Annotated in this window: 22 protein-coding genes; 12 read left to right on the plus strand and 10 right to left on the minus strand. The window is 62.1% G+C overall.

Translation table 11 applies throughout. The annotated features are described in order from the left end of the window. Positions 1–12: 12 nt before the first annotated feature. The gene (locus UIA24_RS03700; RefSeq protein WP_065758172.1) at positions 13–678 is read right to left on the minus strand and encodes a TetR/AcrR family transcriptional regulator; all 666 of its coding nucleotides are present in this window, start codon (positions 676–678) and stop codon (positions 13–15) included. Between the two features lie 154 nt (positions 679–832). On the opposite strand from UIA24_RS03700, the gene UIA24_RS03705 reads away from it, so the two are divergent. The 6 genes from UIA24_RS03705 (at position 833) to ggt (ending at position 7,080) form a co-directional block, all read left to right on the plus strand. After that, entirely contained in the window at positions 833–2,269 is a 1,437-nt protein-coding gene (locus UIA24_RS03705; protein ID WP_330522214.1) for a coniferyl aldehyde dehydrogenase, read from the plus strand. A 59-nt stretch (positions 2,270–2,328) separates the two neighbouring features. After that, the gene (locus tag UIA24_RS03710) at positions 2,329–2,820 is read left to right on the plus strand and encodes a twin-arginine translocation pathway signal protein (protein ID WP_330522362.1); all 492 of its coding nucleotides are present in this window, start codon (positions 2,329–2,331) and stop codon (positions 2,818–2,820) included. A 22-nt stretch (positions 2,821–2,842) separates the two neighbouring features. Continuing rightward, on the plus strand, positions 2,843–4,441 hold the full coding sequence (locus UIA24_RS03715; RefSeq protein ID WP_330522215.1) for a GMC family oxidoreductase: 1,599 nt from the start codon (positions 2,843–2,845) through the stop codon (positions 4,439–4,441). A 112-nt stretch (positions 4,442–4,553) separates the two neighbouring features. Continuing rightward, entirely contained in the window at positions 4,554–5,033 is a 480-nt protein-coding gene (gene coaD, locus UIA24_RS03720) for a pantetheine-phosphate adenylyltransferase (RefSeq protein WP_065758175.1), read from the plus strand. Positions 5,034–5,140: 107 nt separating this feature from the next. Continuing rightward, a complete protein-coding gene (locus tag UIA24_RS03725) occupies positions 5,141–5,392 on the plus strand; it encodes a YfhL family 4Fe-4S dicluster ferredoxin (RefSeq protein ID WP_065758176.1) in 252 nt (83 codons plus the stop codon). Beyond that, positions 5,392–7,080: a gamma-glutamyltransferase gene (ggt, locus tag UIA24_RS03730; protein WP_330522216.1), complete on the plus strand. Its 1,689-nt coding sequence runs from the start codon at positions 5,392–5,394 to the stop codon at positions 7,078–7,080. The genes UIA24_RS03725 and ggt overlap by 1 nt, the downstream gene beginning before the upstream one ends. Before the next feature lie 6 nt (positions 7,081–7,086). On the opposite strand, the gene mutM is transcribed toward ggt, so the two are convergent. Together mutM and UIA24_RS03740 are read right to left on the minus strand one after the other, a co-directional pair. After that, entirely contained in the window at positions 7,087–7,899 is an 813-nt protein-coding gene (gene mutM, locus UIA24_RS03735; RefSeq protein ID WP_330522217.1) for a bifunctional DNA-formamidopyrimidine glycosylase/DNA-(apurinic or apyrimidinic site) lyase, read from the minus strand. 3 nt (positions 7,900–7,902) lie between these two features. Beyond that, complete coding sequence (locus UIA24_RS03740; protein ID WP_330522363.1) at positions 7,903–8,715, minus strand: HDOD domain-containing protein; 813 nt, start codon at positions 8,713–8,715, stop codon at positions 7,903–7,905. Positions 8,716–8,950: 235 nt separating this feature from the next. Here UIA24_RS03740 and UIA24_RS03745 point away from each other — a divergent pair, with 235 nt between their 5' ends. After that, entirely contained in the window at positions 8,951–10,147 is a 1,197-nt protein-coding gene (locus tag UIA24_RS03745) for a class I SAM-dependent rRNA methyltransferase (RefSeq protein ID WP_065758180.1), read from the plus strand. A 39-nt stretch (positions 10,148–10,186) separates the two neighbouring features. Here the strand turns inward: UIA24_RS03745 and UIA24_RS03750 are convergent, their stop codons facing one another. After that, positions 10,187–11,803, minus strand: a complete 1,617-nt coding sequence (locus UIA24_RS03750; RefSeq protein ID WP_330522218.1) for a DUF4153 domain-containing protein — start codon at positions 11,801–11,803, stop codon at positions 10,187–10,189. A 372-nt stretch (positions 11,804–12,175) separates the two neighbouring features. Between UIA24_RS03750 and ilvD the strand changes: the two genes are divergently transcribed. Beyond that, positions 12,176–14,017 (plus strand): dihydroxy-acid dehydratase, encoded by a 1,842-nt coding sequence (ilvD, locus tag UIA24_RS03755; protein ID WP_065758182.1) that lies wholly within the window; start codon positions 12,176–12,178, stop codon positions 14,015–14,017. Between the two features lie 149 nt (positions 14,018–14,166). Here ilvD and mtgA read toward each other — a convergent pair whose 3' ends face one another. Next, positions 14,167–14,889, minus strand: coding sequence for a monofunctional biosynthetic peptidoglycan transglycosylase (gene mtgA, locus UIA24_RS03760; protein ID WP_065758183.1), 723 nt, complete (start codon positions 14,887–14,889; stop codon positions 14,167–14,169). Positions 14,890–14,973: 84 nt separating this feature from the next. Here mtgA and UIA24_RS03765 point away from each other — a divergent pair, with 84 nt between their 5' ends. The 4 genes from UIA24_RS03765 (at position 14,974) to trmB (ending at position 17,226) form a co-directional block, all read left to right on the plus strand. After that, positions 14,974–15,345: a DUF423 domain-containing protein gene (locus tag UIA24_RS03765; protein ID WP_065758184.1), complete on the plus strand. Its 372-nt coding sequence runs from the start codon at positions 14,974–14,976 to the stop codon at positions 15,343–15,345. 103 nt (positions 15,346–15,448) lie between these two features. After that, positions 15,449–15,649 (plus strand): sulfur carrier protein ThiS, encoded by a 201-nt coding sequence (gene thiS / locus UIA24_RS03770; RefSeq protein WP_065758231.1) that lies wholly within the window; start codon positions 15,449–15,451, stop codon positions 15,647–15,649. 50 nt (positions 15,650–15,699) lie between these two features. Beyond that, complete coding sequence (locus UIA24_RS03775; RefSeq protein ID WP_065758185.1) at positions 15,700–16,494, plus strand: thiazole synthase; 795 nt, start codon at positions 15,700–15,702, stop codon at positions 16,492–16,494. Positions 16,495–16,503: 9 nt separating this feature from the next. Beyond that, complete coding sequence (gene trmB, locus UIA24_RS03780) at positions 16,504–17,226, plus strand: tRNA (guanosine(46)-N7)-methyltransferase TrmB (protein WP_330522219.1); 723 nt, start codon at positions 16,504–16,506, stop codon at positions 17,224–17,226. Between the two features lie 36 nt (positions 17,227–17,262). Here the strand turns inward: trmB and UIA24_RS03785 are convergent, their stop codons facing one another. Genes UIA24_RS03785 through metW form a run of 5 tightly spaced genes read right to left on the minus strand, consistent with a single transcriptional unit; the run spans position 17,263 to position 20,481 of the window. Continuing rightward, positions 17,263–17,586 (minus strand): DUF3392 domain-containing protein, encoded by a 324-nt coding sequence (locus tag UIA24_RS03785; protein WP_065758187.1) that lies wholly within the window; start codon positions 17,584–17,586, stop codon positions 17,263–17,265. A gap of 9 nt (positions 17,587–17,595) precedes the next feature. Then, a complete protein-coding gene (gene hemW / locus UIA24_RS03790) occupies positions 17,596–18,810 on the minus strand; it encodes a radical SAM family heme chaperone HemW (RefSeq protein WP_330522220.1) in 1,215 nt (404 codons plus the stop codon). Further along, positions 18,807–19,403 (minus strand): RdgB/HAM1 family non-canonical purine NTP pyrophosphatase, encoded by a 597-nt coding sequence (gene rdgB, locus UIA24_RS03795; protein ID WP_065758189.1) that lies wholly within the window; start codon positions 19,401–19,403, stop codon positions 18,807–18,809. The genes hemW and rdgB overlap by 4 nt, the downstream gene beginning before the upstream one ends. After that, a complete protein-coding gene (locus UIA24_RS03800) occupies positions 19,400–19,834 on the minus strand; it encodes a DUF4426 domain-containing protein (RefSeq protein WP_330522221.1) in 435 nt (144 codons plus the stop codon). Before UIA24_RS03800 ends, rdgB begins: the two co-directional genes overlap by 4 nt. Positions 19,835–19,860: 26 nt before the next feature. Next, positions 19,861–20,481, minus strand: coding sequence for a methionine biosynthesis protein MetW (metW, locus tag UIA24_RS03805; RefSeq protein ID WP_065758191.1), 621 nt, complete (start codon positions 20,479–20,481; stop codon positions 19,861–19,863).

Genomic DNA, 20,481 nt, shown 5'->3' on the forward strand with positions numbered 1-20,481 from the left:
AGGCCGGGGGCGTCACTGCTCCAGTGCCTTGTTCAGCGAAACGTAGAATTCTTCACACAGGGCATCCACCGCCGGGCGCGCCTGGGCGGTGACGAAGCCCAGCTCAAGTACCAGCACCTGATAAACGCCACGCTTGAACGCTTCCTCACTCAGGTGCGCGGAATGCTCGCGGGTCGTGCAGAGAAACCGCACCCAGGAGGTCAGCACGATCCAGGCGTTGAGCGTCAGCGACTCGATCTGTACCGCGTCCATCGCAACGATGCCGGCTTCGACGAAACCGCGATAGATCGCCTGCCCCTGCAGCAGGCAGCGCTGAGAAAAGCGGCGGTAACGTGAGGCCAGTTCCTGGTCGCTGTCGAGCAGGTGCTCAAGGTCGCGGTGCAGGAAGCGATAGTTCCACATCGCGGCCAGCAATTCCTTGAGGTAGAAGCGCTTGTCCTCCACGGTCGCCATCCGCCCTTCTGGCGGGCGCAGGAAACTGTCCACCTGTTCTTCGTACTGCGTGAACAATACGGCGATGATTTCCTGCTTGTTGGCAAAGTGGTAGTACAGGTTGCCAGGCGAAATCTCCATGTGAGCGGCGATGTGGTTGGTACTCACACTGCGCTCGCCTTGCTGGTTGAACAGCTCCAGGCTGTTCTGCACGATGCGTTCGCGGGTATTGATTCGTGGGGCCATGGGTCAGCTCCCAAAACATGAGCTTGAATGATTAGGCCCATCTTACGGTTTATCGACCGCAGGATGTACCCGGCCAGAGGCTTTTAAAATTGGTACAACAGTGCAATATTAGAGCATTAGCTCTATTCATATTGCCCCTGTCGTGGAGCACTGCATGACCGTCGACACTGCCAGTACGCTACCGCTAGCCACTGCACTTGATGCAATGAACGCGACCTTTACCGCTCAACGACAGGCCTTTGCCGGTAACCCGATGCCGCCTGCGGCCCAGCGTCGGCAGTGGTTGAAGCACCTGCGCCTGGCGCTGTTGGAGCATCAGAACGAACTGGTCGAGGCGATTGGCCGCGACTTTTCCACGCGCAGTGCCGATGAAACCCTGCTGGCCGAACTGATGCCCAGTGTTCAGGGCCTGCGCCATGCCGAGCGGCACCTGCAGCGTTGGATGAAAGCGGCTCGGCGCCCGGTCGGTCTGGCGTTCCAGCCTGCCCGTGCGCGGGTGGAGTACCAGCCATTGGGCGTAGTCGGGGTGATCGTGCCCTGGAACTACCCGCTGTTTCTTGCCATAGGCCCGCTGACTGGTGCTCTGGCAGCCGGCAACCGGGTGATGCTCAAGCTTAGCGAAGCCACGCCGGCCACTGGCGAACGGCTCAAAGGCCTGCTGCAGAAGGTCTTTCCCGATGACCTGGTCAGTGTGGTGCTGGGCGAGGCCGAGGTTGGCGAGGCGTTCTCGCACTTACCGTTCGACCACCTGCTGTTCACGGGCGCGACCTCCATCGGGCGCAAGGTCATGCAGGCCGCCGCACAAAACCTGACCCCCGTGACGCTGGAGCTTGGGGGTAAATCCCCGGCGATCGTCTCGGCGGATGTACCGCTGGAGGCTGCAGCCGAACGGATTGCTTTTGGCAAAACCCTGAATGCCGGGCAAACCTGTGTTGCCCCGGACTATGTACTGGTGCCCGAACAGCGCTTGGCCGGGTTTGTGGACGCCTACCGCAAGGCGGTACAGCGGTTCTATCCACAGATCGCAGGTAACCCGGACTACAGCGCCATCATCAACCCGCGCCAGTTGGCCAGGCTCAACGACTACCTCAGCGATGCGCGCGACAAGGGCGCGCAGGTGCTCGACCTGTACCCCGGCGAGCACAGCGAGGGCCGGCAGTTGGCACCTCACGTGCTGCTGCAGGTCAACGACGACATGCGGGTCATGCAGGACGAAATCTTCGGCCCGCTGTTGCCCGTTGTGCCCTATCGCCAGCTTGACGATGCCCTGGCCTACGTCAACCAGCGGCCTCGCCCGCTGGCGCTGTATTACTTCGGCTATAACCGCCGAGAGCAGCAGCGCGTGCTGGAGCAGACGCACTCCGGTGGGGTGTGCCTGAACGACACCCTGTTGCATGTTGCTCAGGATGACCTGCCGTTTGGTGGCGTCGGCCCTTCTGGCATGGGCCATTACCACGGGCATGATGGTTTCCTGACCTTCAGCAAGGCCAAGGCAGTGCTGGTCAAGCAGCGATTGAATGCGGCGCGGCTGATCTACCCGCCTTATGGCAAGGCCCTGCAAAAGCTGGTGTACAAACTGTTCATCCGTTAATTCGGCGATCACCTCCAGGCCCAATAACAATGACGACATGCCTGCCTGACCTGCACACACTGAACCGGCGTAGCCTGCTCAAGCTGGGGCTCGGCGCCACCGCGCTGCTTGCCACGGTTGGGCTGGGTGGTTGCACACCGGCGCCGTCGGCCAAGGGCTTGCAGGTACTGCGCGACAGCGACCTGCCGATGCTGCGGGCGCTGATTCCCGTGGTTCTGGAAGGCACGGCTGCAGTGCACACGGTGGAGGCGGTGCTGCGCAGCCTGGATGACAAGCTCGCCTACCTCTCCCCAGCCATGCTGAAACTGACCCGACAGCTACTCGATGTGCTCAGCCTGCCCCTGACCCGAGGCCCGCTCACCGGCGTATGGGGCGCGTGGGACCAGGCGAGTAGCGAGCAGATCCAGGCCTTTCTGAAACGATGGCAGCACAGCACCTTCGACCTGCTACGCATGGGGCATGGCTCGCTGCTTCAACTGTTACAGATGGCGTGGTACAGCCTGCCCGATGCGTGGGCCGACTGTGGCTACCCCGGCCCGCCGAAAATCTGACCCCCTTATCCAGAGCACCGACATGCCCGTACCCGATCTGTTCCGCGAAGGCCTGGCCCGCGGCTGGAAGACCTACGACGGTTCGACACTGAGCCAGGATCTGATGCTGGAAGCCGATGTGGCGATCATCGGCAGCGGTGCCGGCGGCGCCACCACCGCCGAGTTGCTCAGCGCCGCCGGGCTCAAGGTGCTGCTGATCGAAGAGGGGCCGTTGAAGACCAGTAGCGACTTTCACCTGCTTGAAGACCAGGCCTATGCCAACCTCTATCAGGAGGGCATCGGCCGCATGAGCAAGGACGGCGCCATTACCATCCTGCAAGGCCGGGCGGTCGGTGGCACGACGCTGATCAACTGGACCTCAAGTTTTCGCACGCCGGCGCAAACCCTGGACCACTGGGCCACCGAGCACGGGGTCAAAGGCCACAGTGCCGAAGCACTGGCGCCATGGTTCGAACGCATGGAAAAGCGCCTCGGCATTGAGCCCTGGGCCATGCCGCCGAATGCCAACAATGAGGTGCTGCGCCGCGGCTGTGAGCAGTTGGGTTACGCCTGGAAGGTCATTCCTCGCAATGTGCGTGGCTGCTGGAACCTGGGCTATTGCGGTATGGGGTGCCCGGTCAACGCCAAGCAGTCGATGCTGGTCACCAGTATTCCGGCGACGCTGGAGCGCGGCGGCGAGCTGCTGTACCTGGCCCGTGCCGAGCGGCTGGTGCATAACGGCGAACGTATCGCGCAGTTGGAGTGTGTGGCCATGGACAGCCGCTGCGTTTCGCCCACGGGCCGGCGCATCACCATCAAGGCGCAGCACTATGTGCTGGCCGGTGGCGGTATCAACAGCCCGGCCTTGTTGTTGCGCTCCGATGCGCCAGACCCACATCAACGTCTTGGCAAGCGCACCTTCTTGCACCTGGTCAATTTCAGCGCCGCGCAGTTCAAGGACACCGTGAACCCGTTTTACGGCGCCCCTCAGTCGATCTACTCCGACCATTTTCAATGGCGTGACGGCGTTACCGGGCCCATGGCCTACAAGCTGGAGGTGCCGCCCCTGCACCCGGCGCTGGCCAGTACCCTGCTAGGTCACTTTGGTCGCGAGAATGCCCTGCGCATGGCGCAACTGCCGAACACCCATGTCATGCTGGCACTCATGCGTGACGGCTTCCATCCACAGAGTGTCGGTGGCGAGGTGTCGCTGCGTGATGATGGTTCACCCGTGCTCGACTATTCGATATCCGATTACACCTGGGATGGCCTGCGTCGCGCCTTCCACAGCATGGCCGAGATCCAGTTCGCGGCTGGGGCCGAGGCGGTGCTGCCGCTGCACAGTGACGCGCATTACGTGAAAAGCCTGGCCGAAGCCCGGCTGATGATCGACGGCCTGAACCTCGAACGCTATCTTGTCCGCTTGGGCAGCGCCCATGTCATGGGTGGCTGCGCCATGGGTGAAGACCCGCGCCAGGCGGTGTGCAATAGCCTTGGCCAGCATCATCAATTGGCCAATCTGTCGATTCACGACAGCTCGTTGTTCCCCACCAGCATTGGCGCCAACCCACAGTTATCGGTGTATGGCCTGAGCGCCAGGCTCAGTGATGCCTTGGCCAAGCGCCTGTCGAAAGGCGGGTGACAAGCCTTATTCATGCTGTCTATAGTGCCATCAGCCTGTGCATGCGACTTGGCCGACTGCAGAGGCTGCGCTACCATCCGACTCCCCAACGCACTCCTGCCAGGACGACGCGATGAACCGAGTGTTGTACCCAGGGACATTCGACCCTATTACCAAGGGCCATGGCGATCTGGTCGAACGCGCCTCGCGCCTGTTCGACCACGTGATTATCGCGGTTGCCGCCAGTCCCAAGAAGAACCCGCTGTTCCCTCTGGAACAACGGGTCGAGTTGGCGCGCGAGGTCACCCGTCATCTGCCCAATGTCGAAGTCATCGGCTTCTCCACGCTGCTGGCGCATTTTGCCAAGGAGCAGCAAGCCAATGTCTTCCTGCGAGGTTTGCGCGCAGTGTCCGACTTCGAGTACGAGTTCCAGCTGGCGAACATGAACCGCCAATTGGCCCCGGATGTCGAGAGCCTGTTCCTGACGCCCTCCGAACGCTATTCGTTTATCTCCTCCACCTTGGTGCGTGAAATCGCAGCCTTGGGTGGAGACATCAGCAAGTTCGTTCACCCAGCGGTGGCCGACGCCCTGACCCAACGCTTCAAGAAGTGATTCTTCCGGCCTGAACCGAGCGCCCGCGTGCATCGCGGGCGCTAATGCGGCACAATTACGCCATTGGTTTTCACATGCCAGGGCCAGATGCCCGGGCCGGAGTCCCCATGTCCCTGATCATCACCGACGACTGCATCAACTGCGACGTCTGCGAACCCGAGTGCCCGAACGCCGCTATTTCCCAGGGCGAAGAGATCTACGTGATCGACCCGAACCTGTGCACCCAGTGCGTCGGTCACTACGACGAACCGCAATGCCAACAGGTTTGCCCGGTTGACTGCATCCCGCTGGATGAAGCCCACCCGGAAACCCATGAAGAGCTGATGATCAAGTACCGCAAGATCACCGGCAAGGCCTGATGCCCGGTAGCGCCGCGCTTCGCTCACTGTTGCTTGGCGCCGCGCTGGCGCTGTGTGCCACGCAGGCCTTGGCCGACGGCCCGGGGCGGGCGGCGATTGCCAGCCCGCACCCGGAAGCCACGGCAGCCGCCCGGGAAATGCTGGAGCAGGGCGGTAACGCGTTCGATGCGGCAATTGCCGTGAGTGCTGCCCTGGCGGTGGTTGAGCCTTATGGTTCTGGGCTGGGTGGCGGTGGGTTCTTCCTGCTGCGCCAACCCGGCTCACCGGTCCGCTATCAGTTCATCGATGCCCGCGAGCGTGCGCCGGGCAAGGCCACCGCGACCCTGTACCTCAAGGACGGCAAGGTTCAACCGGGCCTGTCGATCAATGGGCCGCTGGCTGCCGCTATTCCAGGCCTGCCTGCCGCGCTGGCCGACCTCGCTGCCAACTACGGCAGGCTGCCGCTAACCCGCTCGCTGGCGCCGGCCATTCGCCTGGCCAATCAGGGTTTTGCTGTCGACCGGGTTTACCGCGACCGTGCCCAGATGCGCCTGGCTGCCCTGCGTGACGACCCGGAAAGTGCGCGCTTGTTCTTGAAAGACGGTGACGTCCCGGCGTTGGGTACGTTCATCCGCCAGCCTGAACTGGCCGTCACCCTGACACGCTTGGCCGAGCAGGGTCATGACGGCTTCTATGCCGGCGCCACGGCCAAGGCACTGCTCAGTGGCGTGCAGGGTGCAGGCGGTATCTGGCGCCAGGACGACCTGAACGACTACCGCGTCGTTCACCGTGAACCGTTGCGCTACCCGCTGGCCGAGCACCGCGAGCTGATCAGCGCACCACCGCCGTCTGCCGGTGGTGTGGCCCTGGCACAGAGCCTGGCCATGCTTCAGCGCCTGCCCTGGCAGAGCGCCGACAGCGTACAGCGCAGTCATTACGTGCTTGAAGTGCTGCGCCGCGCCTACCGAGACCGTGGCCTGCTGGGCGATCCGGATTACGTCAGTAACCCGATCCCCCAGTTGCTTTCGCGCGGTTACCTGCAGGGGTTGGCCGATGGCATTGATACCTACAAGGCGACCCCCAGTGCCGATTTGCCGCCAGCGCCGGCCTGGCGCGAAGGCGACCACACCACTCATTTCGCGGTGATCGACGCCGAAGGCAATGCGGTAGCGGCTACCTTGTCGGTCAACCTGCCGTTTGGTGCCGCTTACAGTGCCCCAGGTACGGGTGTGGTGCTGAACAATGAAATGGACGACTTTGCAGCAGACCCCACCGGCAGCAACAGCTACGGGCTGGCCGGCAGCCAGGCCAATGCGGTAGCCGCCGGCAAGCGACCTCTGTCGAGCATGAGCCCCACGTTTATCGAGAGCCCCAGCCAGTTCGCCGCCTTTGGTACGCCTGGCGGCAGCCGCATCCCGAGCATGGTGCTGTTATCGGTCATGGCGTTTCTTGATGGCCGGCCCGTGGCCACGTGGCCAGCGGTACCGCGCTACCACCACCAGTACCTGCCGGACGTGGTCGAACACGAGCCGGGGGCGTTCAGTGCCGAGCAGCAGCGCGAGTTGCAGGCGCGTGGTTACACGCTCAAGGACGTGGGCCGCGCCTATGGCAATCAACAGGTGCTGTTCTGGGACAAGGCCGGGCATACCCTGGAGGCGGCCAGCGATCCACGCGGGCTGGGCACCTCCGAGGTATTCAGCCCACGCTGAGGCGGCTCAGGTCTGGCAGCGCGGGCAGTACACGCTGGCGCGCTGCCCGAGGCGTACTTCTCGCAAGGTGCTGCCACACACCTTGCACGGTTCTTCCCCGCGCCCGTAAACGAACAGTTCCTGCTGGAAATAGCCAGGTTGGCCGTCGCCACCGATAAAGTCACGCAAGGTGGTACCGCCACGTTCGATGGCACTGGCCAGGATTCGTTTTATTTCGATAGCCAGTTTCAGGTAGCGCGCCCGGGAAATGCTCCCCGCTTCGCGTCGAGGGTCAATGCCGGCGGCAAACAACGCCTCGGTCGCATAGATATTGCCGACGCCCACCACCACCGCGTTGTCCATGATGAAGGGCTTGACCGCCATTGAGCGTCCCCGCGATAGCTGGAACAGGCGCTCACCGTCAAACAGATCAGTCAGCGGCTCAGGCCCCAGCTTGATCAGCAGTTCATGGTGCAGCGGGTCGAGGCTCCAGAGCATCGCACCAAAGCGCCGGGGGTCGGTGTAACGCAGTGCCAGCCCGGACTCCAGCTCGATGTCCACGTGCTCGTGCTTGAGCGCTGGCAGGCCGATTTCTACCAGCCGCAGGTTGCCGGACATGCCCAGGTGACTGATCAATGTACCGACTTCGGCGTTGATCAGCAGGTACTTGGCCCGCCGTTCGACGCTGACGATACGCTGGCCGGAGAGGCGAACATCAAGGTCTTCGGGGATCGGCCAGCGCAGGCGCCGGTCGCGCACGATCACCCGTTTGACCCGCTGACCTTCCAGATAGGGTGCGATCCCGCGTCGTGTTGTTTCGACCTCTGGCAATTCAGGCATCGATCAATGCCCACCCAGGTCGCGGATGGTTTGCTTGAGGTTCTCGAAGTCGTACTCAGGCAAGCCGACGTAATCGAGCACCAGATGGCTGATGGTGTTCCACTCATGGTCTTCGCTCTGGCCACCCAGCACCCGGTGCGAAGCGCAAATATGCTCGGCCATCTTCAAGATCGACAGCAGGTTCTTCAACTGGCTGTTACGCGCCGATTCATCACTGAATACCGCCAGGGCGTTGTGATGATTGGCAATGGCATTGCTCAGGTGTTCCGGCAGGCGCCACGACTTGGCGGTGTAGTAGCCGACCACGGCATGGTTGGTGTTGAACACCTGGTTTTCGGTATCGACCACCCGCTGGCCGGGCCCGGCGCTGGCGTAGGCGTCTTCGACCACGCTCATGTACTCCGGGAAACGCTTGAGCATCAGCGGGATGCCACAGTCGTGGAACAGCCCCAGGGCATAGGCCTCGTCCACCGCTTGTGAGCCCAAGCGCTTGGCCAGGGTCATGCAGGTCATGGCCACGTCCTGGGCGTTGTCCCAGAAACGGTTCAAGGTGACGATGGTTTCATCGCTCATCTCGCCCTTGATCGACTGCGCATTGATCAGGTTGATGATCGAACGGCTACCGAGCAGATTCACCGCGCGCTGAATCGAAGCGATCTTATTGGTCAGGCCGAAATGCGCTGAGTTGACCAGCTTGAGCAGTGCCCCAGAAAGCCCCGGATCCTGGGAAATCAGCTTGGCGATCATCTCCAGGTCTGGATCAGGCATGTACTGCTCCATTTGCAGATCAACCATGATTTGCGGCTGGGGCGGCACACTGATGCCCTGCAGGGCCTGCTGAATCTGTTCGGAGGAGAGCTCTTGGGACATAAGTACACACTCGGGGCTGAGCGGCGATTTTAACCTTGCCCTGCGCCCAAGGAACACCGGCAGATGGCTCAATTGCAACTAATTGCCACCTCGGTTCACCACTTGGCGGCTATTTATCCTCGGCCAAGCGTTGAACCTCGTCGACGCGTTATACTCCCGCTCTTTTTTCCGGAGCGACGTCATGTCCCTGCCCAGCCTTCGCCTCAAAGCCAACGCCGACCGCCGCCTGCGCGCCGGCCATCTATGGGTTTACAGCAACGAAATCGACGTCGCCGCGACCCCGCTGCATGGCTTCAAGGCCGGTGATCAGGCCGTGCTGGAAGCCGCGGGCGGTAAAGCCCTTGGCATCGTCGCCATGAGCCCGAACAACCTGATTTGTGCTCGCCTGCTGTCGCGTGATGCCAAGCTGCCGCTGGACAAGTCGCTGCTGGTGCACCGCCTGAATGTGGCCCTGTCGCTGCGTGAACGCCTGTTCGACAAGCCTTACTACCGCTTGGTCTACGGTGATTCCGACCTGCTGCCGGGCCTGGTGGTCGACCGTTTCGGCGACATTCTGGTCGTGCAACTGGCTTCGGCCACCATGGAACTGCACCGCGACGACATCCTTGCTGCGCTGATCCAGGTGCTCAAGCCAAGTGGCATCCTGTTCAAGAACGACTCCGCCGCACGTGATGCCGAAGGGCTGAACCGCTACGTGGAAACCGCATTCGGCCTGGTGCCTGAGTGGGTTGCACTGGAAGAAAACGGCGTGAAGTTCGAAGCGCCGGTGATGGAAGGCCAGAAAACCGGCTGGTTCTATGACCACCGCATGAACCGTGCGCGCCTGGCGCCGTACGTCAAAGGCAAGCGTGTTCTCGACCTGTTCAGCTACATCGGTGGCTGGGGCGTGCAGGCCGGTGCCTTTGGCGCCAGCGAAGTGTTCTGCGTCGACGCTTCGGGCTTTGCCCTGGACGGCGTTGAGCGTAACGCTGCACTCAACGGTATTGCCGAGAAGGTCACCTGCGTCGAAGGTGATGTATTTGAAGCACTGAAAGAACTGAAAGCTGCCGAAGAGCGTTTCGACGTGATCGTGGCCGACCCACCGGCGTTCATCAAGCGCAAGAAAGACCTGAAGAACGGCGAGGGCGCCTATCGTCGCCTGAACGAGCAAGCCATGCGCCTGCTCACCAAGGACGGCATCCTGGTCAGCGCGTCGTGCTCGATGCACCTGCCTGAAGACGACCTGCAGAACATTCTGCTGACCAGCGCCCGCCACCTGGACCGCAACATCCAGTTGCTGGAACGTGGCGGCCAGGGCCCGGATCACCCGGTACACCCGGCGATTCCGGAAACCCGCTACATCAAGAGCCTGACCTGCCGTTTGCTGCCTAACAGCTAACATGCGGTGCCGGTGTTGGGCTGCTCGGCAGCTCAACACCTAGTCGTGCGTTGGCAATGCGCTCAGTTCCACACCGTCGATGTTGAACGTGTTAAAGCGTGGTTTGACCGGCTTTAGCTCACCCTGGCGGATCAACTCGATCACGCGCGCCGGGTCGTCCTGCCCCTCCAGGTCTGCAGCCGCTCGCCACTCGCCGTGCTCATCACGCTCCAGAATGTAAGCCTTGAACGCCCATTCCTCCTTGGACACGAGCAGCACCTCGTTGCGACCGTCGTCGTTCAGGTCCATGGCGTGCAGTACGCAACCAGCCCCCTGGCAATGCATGCCGATGAACGCGCCTTTCAGCATCGTCTCGACACCGTCCTCGGTATTGCCGACCCACTCGATCTTCAAGGCGTTATCACGGCCGTCAAATTCTGCCGAGTTCGAGCGGTAGGTCGGCTCTTTCAAAATCTCACGCAGCTGCTCGCGCCCTTGAGCGTCCAGAATCTGCCCGCGGTCCACTTCGGCCGTGAGCCATTCGAGCTGCTCGATTCCAGGCGCACCAAGCCGGTAGCGCAGGGTCCAGGCATCGAAGTCCGCCACCGCCGTACGCCCGCTGAGCAGGCGTTGCACTTGGTGCTTTGCGCTCCAGGTTTCCGGGCTCACCAGTGGTGTATGCACCAGTACCAACACCACACAGCCGAACAGGGCAATGGGCGGGTTGCTGGTACGCAGATGCCCCAGCCACACCGACTGCCGGCGAACAACCGCCCACACCGCCGCAAGGCTATACAGCAGCGCGACCAGCAGCAGTGGGATCGCCATGAAACGCTGTGGCGTCAGGCCGTATTGCTCAATGCGCAGCCAGGTCGAGTAGCCTGCCAGTACGACCAGCACCGGCAAGCACAGCAGGGACAACTCCACCAAAAGCCGCAAGCCTCTGGCGTATGGGGCGCTGTCGTGACCGTCCTGGAACACACCATTGACCAGAAACAGGTTAAGCCCCACCAGGCACAGCAGGATCAGGGTCGAAGAACCGGTATCCCAGACCGGTTGCAGACCACTGAATGGCAAGGTCAGGATGAACAGCACGGTCATCAGTGCTCCGAATGGCAGCAGGAAGCGGCACACCGCCAGCAGCACGCCACGCAGCAGCCCAATGACCGTCTCTTTCTCGCGGCCTATGCGCATGCCGAGGGAAAACACCAGTGTCAGGGCGATCGCGAGGAACAGTGGTGACTCGAGCACCGCCTTGACCTGCGGCACGCCCAGCATCTTGAACAGCGCACCACATAACAGCACCAGCAGCATCACCACCATGACCAGTTGCTGGGCGAGGAGCACGATGAAAATGTTGTTCCAGGCATGCCTGAACAGGTCTTCATAGCGTGGCCAGCGGCCTTCACGGGTTGGCCAACTGGCGATGAAGGCGCAGCCGATGTAGCCCAGCAGGCTCGCGCAGACCACCCAGGACCCTTGCAGCCACTGCGAGCCGTTGTCGGAAAAGACCCAGCCGCTGATCGCTGTCATCACCAGTGTCATCAGTGCAACCAGTACCCAGGTACCACGCTGCAGTACTGAACGCCCGAGCAGTTGCAGGTTGATCCCGCCGACGGTAGCCAGTGTCACCAGCATGGTGCTGATCCAGGGGATCTCCAGCCAAAGTGCGCTCAAGAGCAACAGCCCCTGAAGGGCGCCAACGAGCAGATAAAAATATAACGAAGGGGATAACGCGGGCATGCCAAGTCCTTTTGCCGGGGGAGCTGCGAAGGGCGGCAGTCTAACCAAGTGCCGCCAGATTTTCCCCTTGGAGGCACCGCTGACGCACCAACCCGCTATAGCGCCATTCCTTCCCGCGGCCAGCCGTGTAGAATCGGCCTATTCATCGCCAGTCATCCCCGGCGGGTTTATGAGCTCTGGCCGAGCGCACGGCGATCCCGCGGCGTTCTCGGCTTCATCCGCACCAGCGGCCACCTGCCTTCGGTGCAAAGGACAAGAGACGCTCACTCCCCTTTTTGTTACCTGCTTAGCCGCCAGGAGTGCTCCATGCCAGATTACCGCTCGAAAACGTCCACCCACGGCCGCAACATGGCCGGCGCACGCGCCCTGTGGCGCGCCACGGGTATGAAAGACGACGATTTCAAGAAACCGATCATCGCCATTGCCAACTCGTTCACCCAGTTCGTACCGGGCCACGTCCACCTCAAGGACCTCGGCCAACTGGTCGCCCGTGAGATTGAACGCGCCGGTGGCGTGGCCAAGGAATTCAACACCATCGCGGTCGATGATGGCATCGCCATGGGCCATGACGGCATGCTCTACTCGCTGCCAAGCCGCGAGATCATCGCCGACTCGGTCGAGTACATGGTCAACGCTCACTGCGCTGACGCCATTGTCTGCATCTCCAACTGCGACAAGATCACCCCCGGCATGCTGATGGCCGCCCTGCGCCTGAACATCCCGGTGATCTTCGTTTCCGGCGGCCCGATGGAAGCCGGCAAGACCAAGCTGGCCAGCCACGGCCTGGACCTGGTCGACGCCATGGTCATCGCAGCCGACTCCTCGGCCTCCGATGAAAAGGTCGCCGAGTATGAGCGCAGCGCCTGCCCGACCTGTGGTTCCTGCTCCGGCATGTTCACCGCCAACTCGATGAACTGCCTGACCGAAGCCCTGGGCCTGGCCCTGCCGGGCAACGGCTCGACCCTGGCCACCCACAGCGACCGCGAACAACTGTTCTTGCAGGCTGGCCGGACCATCGTCGAGCTGTGCAAGCGTTACTACGGCGAGAACGATCAGAGCGTTCTGCCGCGCAATATCGCCAGCTTCAAGGCGTTCGAGAACGCCATGACCCTGGACATCGCCATGGGTGGGTCGACCAACACCATCCTGCACCTGCTGGCCGCGGCTCAGGAAGCCGAAATCGACTTCGACCTGCGCGACATCGATCGCCTGTCGCGCAAAGTGCCGCAGTTGTGCAAAGTGGCGCCGAACATCCAGAAGTACCACATGGAAGATGTGCACCGCGCCGGTGGCATCATCAGCATCCTCGGTGAACTGGCCCGTGGTGGCCTGTTGCATACCGACCTGCCGACCGTACACAGCAAGACCATGGCCGATGCCATTGCCAAGTGGGACATCACCCAGAGCGATGACCCCGAGGTGCATACCTTCTTCCGCGCGGGCCCGGCCGGCATTCCGACCCAGACCGCCTTCAGCCAGTCGACCCGTTGGGAAACCCTCGACGCCGACCGCGAAAACGGCTGCATTCGCAGCGTTGAGCACGCCTACTCGCAAGAAGGCGGCCTGGCTGTGCTTTACGGCAACATCGCCCTGGACGGCTGCGTGGTGAAAACTGCCGGCGTCGATGAGTCGATCCACGTGTTCGAAGGCAACGCGAAGATCTTCGAAAGCCAGGACAGCGCGGTACGCGGCATCCTCGCCGACGAAGTGAAGGAAGGTGACATCGTCATCATCCGTTACGAAGGTCCGAAAGGCGGCCCGGGCATGCAAGAGATGCTCTACCCGACCTCGTACCTGAAGTCCAAAGGCCTGGGCAAGGCTTGCGCGCTGCTGACCGACGGTCGTTTCTCTGGCGGTACCTCGGGCCTGTCGATTGGCCATGCTTCGCCAGAAGCGGCAGCCGGTGGTGCAATCGGCCTGGTACGTGATGGCGACAAAGTGCTGATCGACATCCCGAACCGCTCGATCAACCTGCTGGTGGATGACGCCGAACTGGCTGCACGCCGGGTTGAGCAGGACAAGAAAGGCTGGAAACCGGTTGAAGTGCGCCCACGTAAAGTGACCACTGCGCTGAAAGCCTACGCTCTGCTGGCCACCAGCGCCGACAAGGGTGCGGTACGCAACAAGGCCCTGCTCGACGGGCTGTAAGGCGCTGCGCCAAGCCTTACAAACAAAGCCCCTGACCGAAAGGCCAGGGGCTTTTGTTTTGCAGGCGTTTGCTCAATAGGGCGACCTGTACTGCATGGCCTTGTTCACATCGTGTGGCAACTGGCTTGCCCGCGATACAGGGCAGCGGCTTACTGATTCCAGGGCGCCGCACGTCGGCTGTCGAGCAAGCTCAGGTAACTGCTGCCGCCCAACTGGCGCATTTGCTGGCGTATCCAGCTGGCACGTCGCGCGACGTAGCTGCTGGGGTGGCTGGCGCTCCATTTGCGTGGGCTGGGCAGCACGGCAGCAAGCAGGCTGGCCTGTTGCTGGGACAGGTTACGGGCGTTGACACCGAAGTGGTGTCGGGCGGCGGCCTGTGCGCCAAACACCCCGTCATCCCATTCAGCGCTGTTGAGGTACACCTCAAGGATGCGCTCTTTCGACCAAAACACTTCGATCAGCGCCGTGAACCAGGCTTCCAGCCCCTTGCGCAACCAACTGCGCCCCGACCAGAGAAACAGGTTCTTCGCCACCTGCTGGCTCAGCGTACTGGCCCCGCGGATGCTGCCACCACGTTCGTTGTGGGCCAGCGCGGCCTGGATTGCCGTGAAATCGAAGCCCCAATGCTCAGGGAATTTCTGATCTTCTCCGGCGATCACCGCCACTTTCAGATCGTCAGAGATCTGTTCCCAGGGTTGCCAGTCGCGCTGCAGGTCTATCGGTTGGCCGTTGAACCAGGAGGCAACCTTGCGCTCGACCATCAGTGCAGTACCCGGTGGCGGTACCCAGCGAAAGAGCAGCACCAGCAGGGCACTGCCGGCCGCGAACCAGAGCAGGGCACGAGTGAGGCGACGCAGTAGGGATGACAGCATAGGAGAGATGGCTTGGCCGAACCGATGGAGCGGGCCATTATACAGACCCTCTGCCTCGCCATGGTCCTGACTGGGAGTTGTCTTATGCTTCGTAGTTTCTTGTTGCTCGCTGCCTTTTTCGGTTTTACCGGTGTCGCCCTTGGCGCCTTTGCCGCCCACGGCCTGAAGGCACGCTTGAGCAGTGAGTACCTGGCGATCTTTCAAACCGGGGTCACGTATCAACTGATTCACACCCTGGCCCTGCTGGCGGTAGCGTTGCTTGCCACGCAGCTCCCCGGGCGCCTGGTGGGCTGGGCCGGCGGCCTGTTCAGCCTGGGTATCGTGCTGTTCTCTGGCAGCCTGTACCTGCTGACACTCACCGGCGTCGGCAAGTTGGGCATCATCACGCCACTGGGCGGTGTGGCGTTCCTCGCGGGCTGGTTGTGCCTGGGGCTTGCCGCCTGGCGCCTGAGTTGACTGATCGGTCGAAAACCGGGACGAATGGCGCTGCTTTGCCTTGGTCATCCGCGTGGATCGGGGCTAGAATGCTGGCCCCCTGAAAATAATGGCTGCCGTCCGCATGCGCATTCAATTGAACGGTGAACCCTATGAGCTGCCTGACGGTACGACCGTCGAGGCATTGTTGACCCGGCTGGAGTTGGTCGGCCGCCGGATTGCAGTGGAACTCAACCTGGATATCGTGCCGCGCAGTCAGCACGCCGCCACCGCCCTGCGCGAAGGCGATCAGGTCGAAGTCGTCCACGCCATTGGTGGCGGCTAGGCCGCCCCGCGATTCACCTGCAAGCCCCTCAACCCCCAAGAGGATTTCCGATGAGCAATGTTCGTAGCGACAAGCCTTTCACCCTGGCTGGCCGTACCTTCCAGTCGCGCCTGCTGGTGGGTACCGGCAAGTACCGTGACATGGAAGAAACCCGTCTGGCCATCGAGGCCTCGGGGGCTGAGATCGTCACCGTCGCCGTGCGCCGTACCAACATCGGCCAGAACCCGGGCGAGCCGAACCTGCTCGACGTGCTGCCGCCAGACCGCTACACCATCCTGCCGAACACCGCCGGTTGCTATGACGCCGTCGAAGCCGTGCGTACTTGCCGCCTGGCCCGCGAACTGCTCGATGGGCACAACCTGGTGAAGCTGGAAGTGCTGGCGGACCAGAAGACCCTGTTCCCCAATGTGATCGAAACCCTGAAGGCCGCCGAAGTGCTGGTCAAGGACGGTTTCGACGTGATGGTGTACACCAGCGATGATCCGATCATCGCCCGGCAACTGGCTGAAGCTGGCTGCATTGCCGTGATGCCGCTGGCGGGCCTGATTGGCACCGGCCTGGGCATCTGCAACCCGTACAACCTGCAAATCATCCTGGAAGAAGCCAAGGTGCCTGTGCTGGTCGACGCCGGTGTCGGTACCGCGTCGGACGCGACCATTGCCATGGAGCTGGGTTGCGAGGCCGTGCTGATGAACTCGGCGATTGCCCATGCCCAGCAGCCGATCATGATGGCCGAGGCCATGAAACATGCAATCGTTGCCGGCCGCCTGGCGTACCTGGCCGGTCGTATGCCGAAAAAACTCTATGCCAGCGCCTCGTCGCCGCTGGATGGTCTGATCAAGTAAGAGCACCCGATGACTGAATCGCAACAACCGCCGATCTCTCCTGAAGGCGAAGAGCGTCAACACCGCCGCATCAAGAGTTTTGTGATGCGTGCCGGCCGCATGACTGAAGGCCAGCAGCGTGGCCTGGACCAGGGCGCGCCGCTGTTTGTCCTGCCGCTGAGCGACAACCCGGTGGATTTCGACCAGGTTTTCGGTCGCGCCGCCCCGCGCACGCTGGAGATTGGTTTCGGCATGGGCCATTCCCTGCTGGAAATGGCCGCTGCTGCGCCTGAACAGGACTTCATCGGTGTCGAAGTGCACCGGCCGGGTGTCGGTGCGCTGCTCAATGGCGTGCTGACCCAGGGCCTGAAGAACCTGCGGGTGTATGACTGCGATGCCATCGAAGTGCTGAACAAGTGCGTGGCCGACAACAGCCTTGATCGCTTGCTGTTGTTCTTCCCGGACCCTTGGCACAAGAGCCGCCACCACAAGCGGCGCATTGTTCAGCCGGCATTCGCCGAGCTGGTACGCAGCAAGCTGAAGGTCGGTGGTGTGCTGCACATGGCCACGGACTGGGAGCCCTATGCCGAGTACATGCTGGAAGTCATGAACGTTGCACCGGGTTACCGCAACCTGGCAGCAGACGGCAAATGCGTACCGCGTCCTGAAGAGCGCCCGGTTACCAAGTTCGAGCGTCGCGGTGAGCGGCTCGGGCATGGCGTTTGGGACTTGAAGTTCGAGAAGCTGGCGTAAGCCTCTGCGCGAGCCGGCACTGCCGGCTCCTGCAGGTCAGCGGCGGTCGGCGACAACGCCGATCAGCACCAGTACCACCAGCAGTACCGGTGCCAGGGCATAGTTGTTGAACTGGCTCAGGCCGCGCACCACCCAGGGTGTGGCATAGATCAGCGCCGCACCACTGCCGATCAGGCACAGCAGGGCCATGAACGGGACGCGCAAGGCGCCCGCCAGATTGCCGATCCGTTGTTCGATCCAGCCCTTGATATCCGTGCCGAACAGCACCAGCAGGCAGCCGACCAGCGCCAAGGAAATCTCCGACAGGTTACTGCGGCTCCAGCGGGAAACGGTTGAGAGCAGGTCGAGTACCAAGTCCATTCGCAATCCTTAGGTCAAGAAATACTGCAGCAGGTCGTTGAGGAACAACTGGCCGCGTGGCGTGGCTACCAGTCGCGTCGGTTCGACCTGCAAAAGTCCCTTTTGTTCGGCTTCACGACGTGCCGCCGCCAACTGTTCCATCGGCAGCCCGGTACGCTGGCTGAACAGCTCCGTGTCCACCCCTTGAGTCAGGCGCAGGGCGTTCATCAGGAACTCGAACGGCAGTTCGTCTACGGGCAACAGCTTTTCACCCGCCTTGAAGGCTTTGGCCGGGTTCAGGTAGTCCTTGGGCAGGCGAGTCTTCCAGGTGCGCACGATGCGCCCGTCCGGGTGGCTGAGCTTTCCGTGGGCACCCGCGCCAATACCGATGAAGTCGCCGAAACTCCAGTAGTTCAGGTTGTGCCGCGCAGCACGCCCGGGTTGGGCGTAGGCGGACACTTCGTACTGGGCGTAGCCATGCTCGGCAAGCAGGGCCTGGCCGGCTTCCTGGATGTCCCAGAGGATGTCGTCTTCGGGCAGCACCGGTGGCTGGTTCCAGAACACCGTGTTCGGCTCCAGGGTCAGCTGGTACCAGGACAGGTGGGTCGGGCCCATGGCGATGGCTTGGCGCAGGTCGCTCAGGGCGTCATCCAGGGACTGATCGGGCAAACCGTGCATCAGGTCCAGGTTGAAGTTGTCGAACCCGGCCCGTCGTGCCATGTCGGCCGCACGCACGGCTTCTTCACCGTTGTGGATACGCCCCAGGGCTTCGAGCTTGGCCTGTTGGAAGCTCTGGATGCCGATCGACAGGCGGTTGATGCCCAGTTGCCGGTAGGCGGTGAACTTCTCCTGCTCGAACGTTCCGGGGTTGGCCTCCAGGGTGATTTCAATGTCACTGGCGAACGGGATGCGCTGTTCGACACCGGCCAGCAACCGGCCCAGTGCTTGTGCGCTGAACAGGCTAGGGGTGCCACCTCCGAAGAAGATCGAACTCAGCGGCCGGCCATAGACGGCAGGCAACTCCTGCTCAAGGTCGGCCAGGAGTGCGTCGACATAAGCCTCTTCCGGCAGCTCGGCACTGGCCGCATGAGAGTTGAAGTCGCAGTACGGGCATTTGCGCACGCACCAGGGGATGTGGATATACAGCGCAAGGGGTGGCAGCTGTGGCAGCGCCAGCCGAGGTGCCTGGGAGCTGAAGCCAGCCTCGCTCAGGTGCAGAGGCTGTGCTGGTGAATGCTCGGTCATGCCAAGCCCAGGCGCTGTCGCAGCAGGCTCATGGCGCGAGCACGGTGGCTCAGCTGATTTTTCTCGATCGGGTTCAGCTCGGCGCTCGAGCAGTTGCGTTCCGGCACCCAGAACAGCGGGTCATAACCAAAGCCGTTGGCACCGCTGGCTTCGGTCAGGATGCGACCGTGCCAGAGACCTTCGCAGAGAATGGGTAGCGGATCGTCAGCGTGCCGTACCAGTGCCAGCACGCAAACGAACTGGGCCGTGCGCTGGTCGTGTGGAACGTCCTTGAGAACGTCGAGCAGCTTGGCGTTGTTGGCCGCGTCGCCCTGGCCATCGGCGTAGCGTGCCGAGTAGATGCCTGGGGCGCCACCGAGGGCGTCCACGGCCAGCCCTGAATCGTCGGCCAACGCCGGCAACCCGGAAATACGCGCCGCATTACGGGCCTTGAGGATGGCATTCTCAACGAACGACAGGCCGGTTTCCTCGGGCTCTACGCTACTGAATTCACCGATTGAACGCAGTTGAACCGAGTCGCCGAGCATGGCCTGGAGTTCTTTCAGTTTGCCGGCGTTATGGCTGGCCAATACGAGCTGTGGAAAAGTCATCATTCGCCTGGGAATACTTCCTGGTTAAAGCTGAAACTGTTGGTTTTGCCAGCGGCACCGACAGTGACCGTGAAGGTGTAGGTTTCTGGCTGCTGCACCGGGAACTGGGCAATGTAGTACGTCGCACCCTGATCATTGACCTGCTTGAAGGTCAGGTCGGTCTTGCGGCTGGTCAGGTCACTGACCGTGCCGCTGACCGAGGCGGCGCTGGGCTTGCCGTCCTTGAGAACGGTGATGTTCAGCACGCCCTGGTTCTTGCTGCGTACAAGGCCAGCAGCCTGGGCCGTCGCCGGTTGCAGGAAGCCGGAGTTGAAGACGCTGTAGTGAACGGTCACATCACCGAAGACTTCCTTGCGCTCGGGCTTGGCGGCATCGGCAGCCAGGACCGGGATGGCCAGGCACAGGCTGCATAGAAACAGGACTAGACGGCGCATGATCGTACTCCTCGAAAAGGGCGGGGTTAAACCGCGACCTGATGTTCCTGCAGGCCCGGGCTGTTGACACGGTAAATGCCGATCTCACCTAGTAGATTAGGCCAAAGCTTGCTTGCCCACCCGTGGCGGTGCAAGTGGTCTACTGCCAGGCGGTCGAGTACTTGTGCCCGACGTTCGCGGCACAGCGCCTCGAAGTCTTCAAAGGTGCAGAAGTGGATGTTCGGCGTGTTGTACCAGGTATACGGCATGAAGTCCGACACCGGCATGCGACCTTTGGTCGCCAGGTACCAGCGGCAGCGCCAATGACCGAAGTTGGGGAAGGTGATGATGCACTGGCGACCGACCCGCAGCATTTCGTCGAGAATCCGGTCCGGGTATTCGACCGCCTGCAGGGCCTGGGTCATGACCACGACATCGAAGCTGTTGCTGGCAAAGTTGCCCAGGCCCTTGTCGAGGTCCTGTTCGATGACGTTGACACCCTTGGCCACGCACTCGGCGATGTTGTCGGGGTCGATTTCCAGGCCGTAGCCGGTTACCTGTTTGTTGGCGCGCAGCGAAGCCAGTAGCTCGCCATTACCGCAGCCAAGGTCGAGTACCCGGCTGCCAGCGGGGATCCAGTCTTGGATGATTTCCAGATCGGCTCTCAT

Source organism: Pseudomonas sp. AL 58 (assembly GCF_036348395.1).
GTDB lineage: Bacteria > Pseudomonadota > Gammaproteobacteria > Pseudomonadales > Pseudomonadaceae > Aquipseudomonas > Aquipseudomonas defluvii.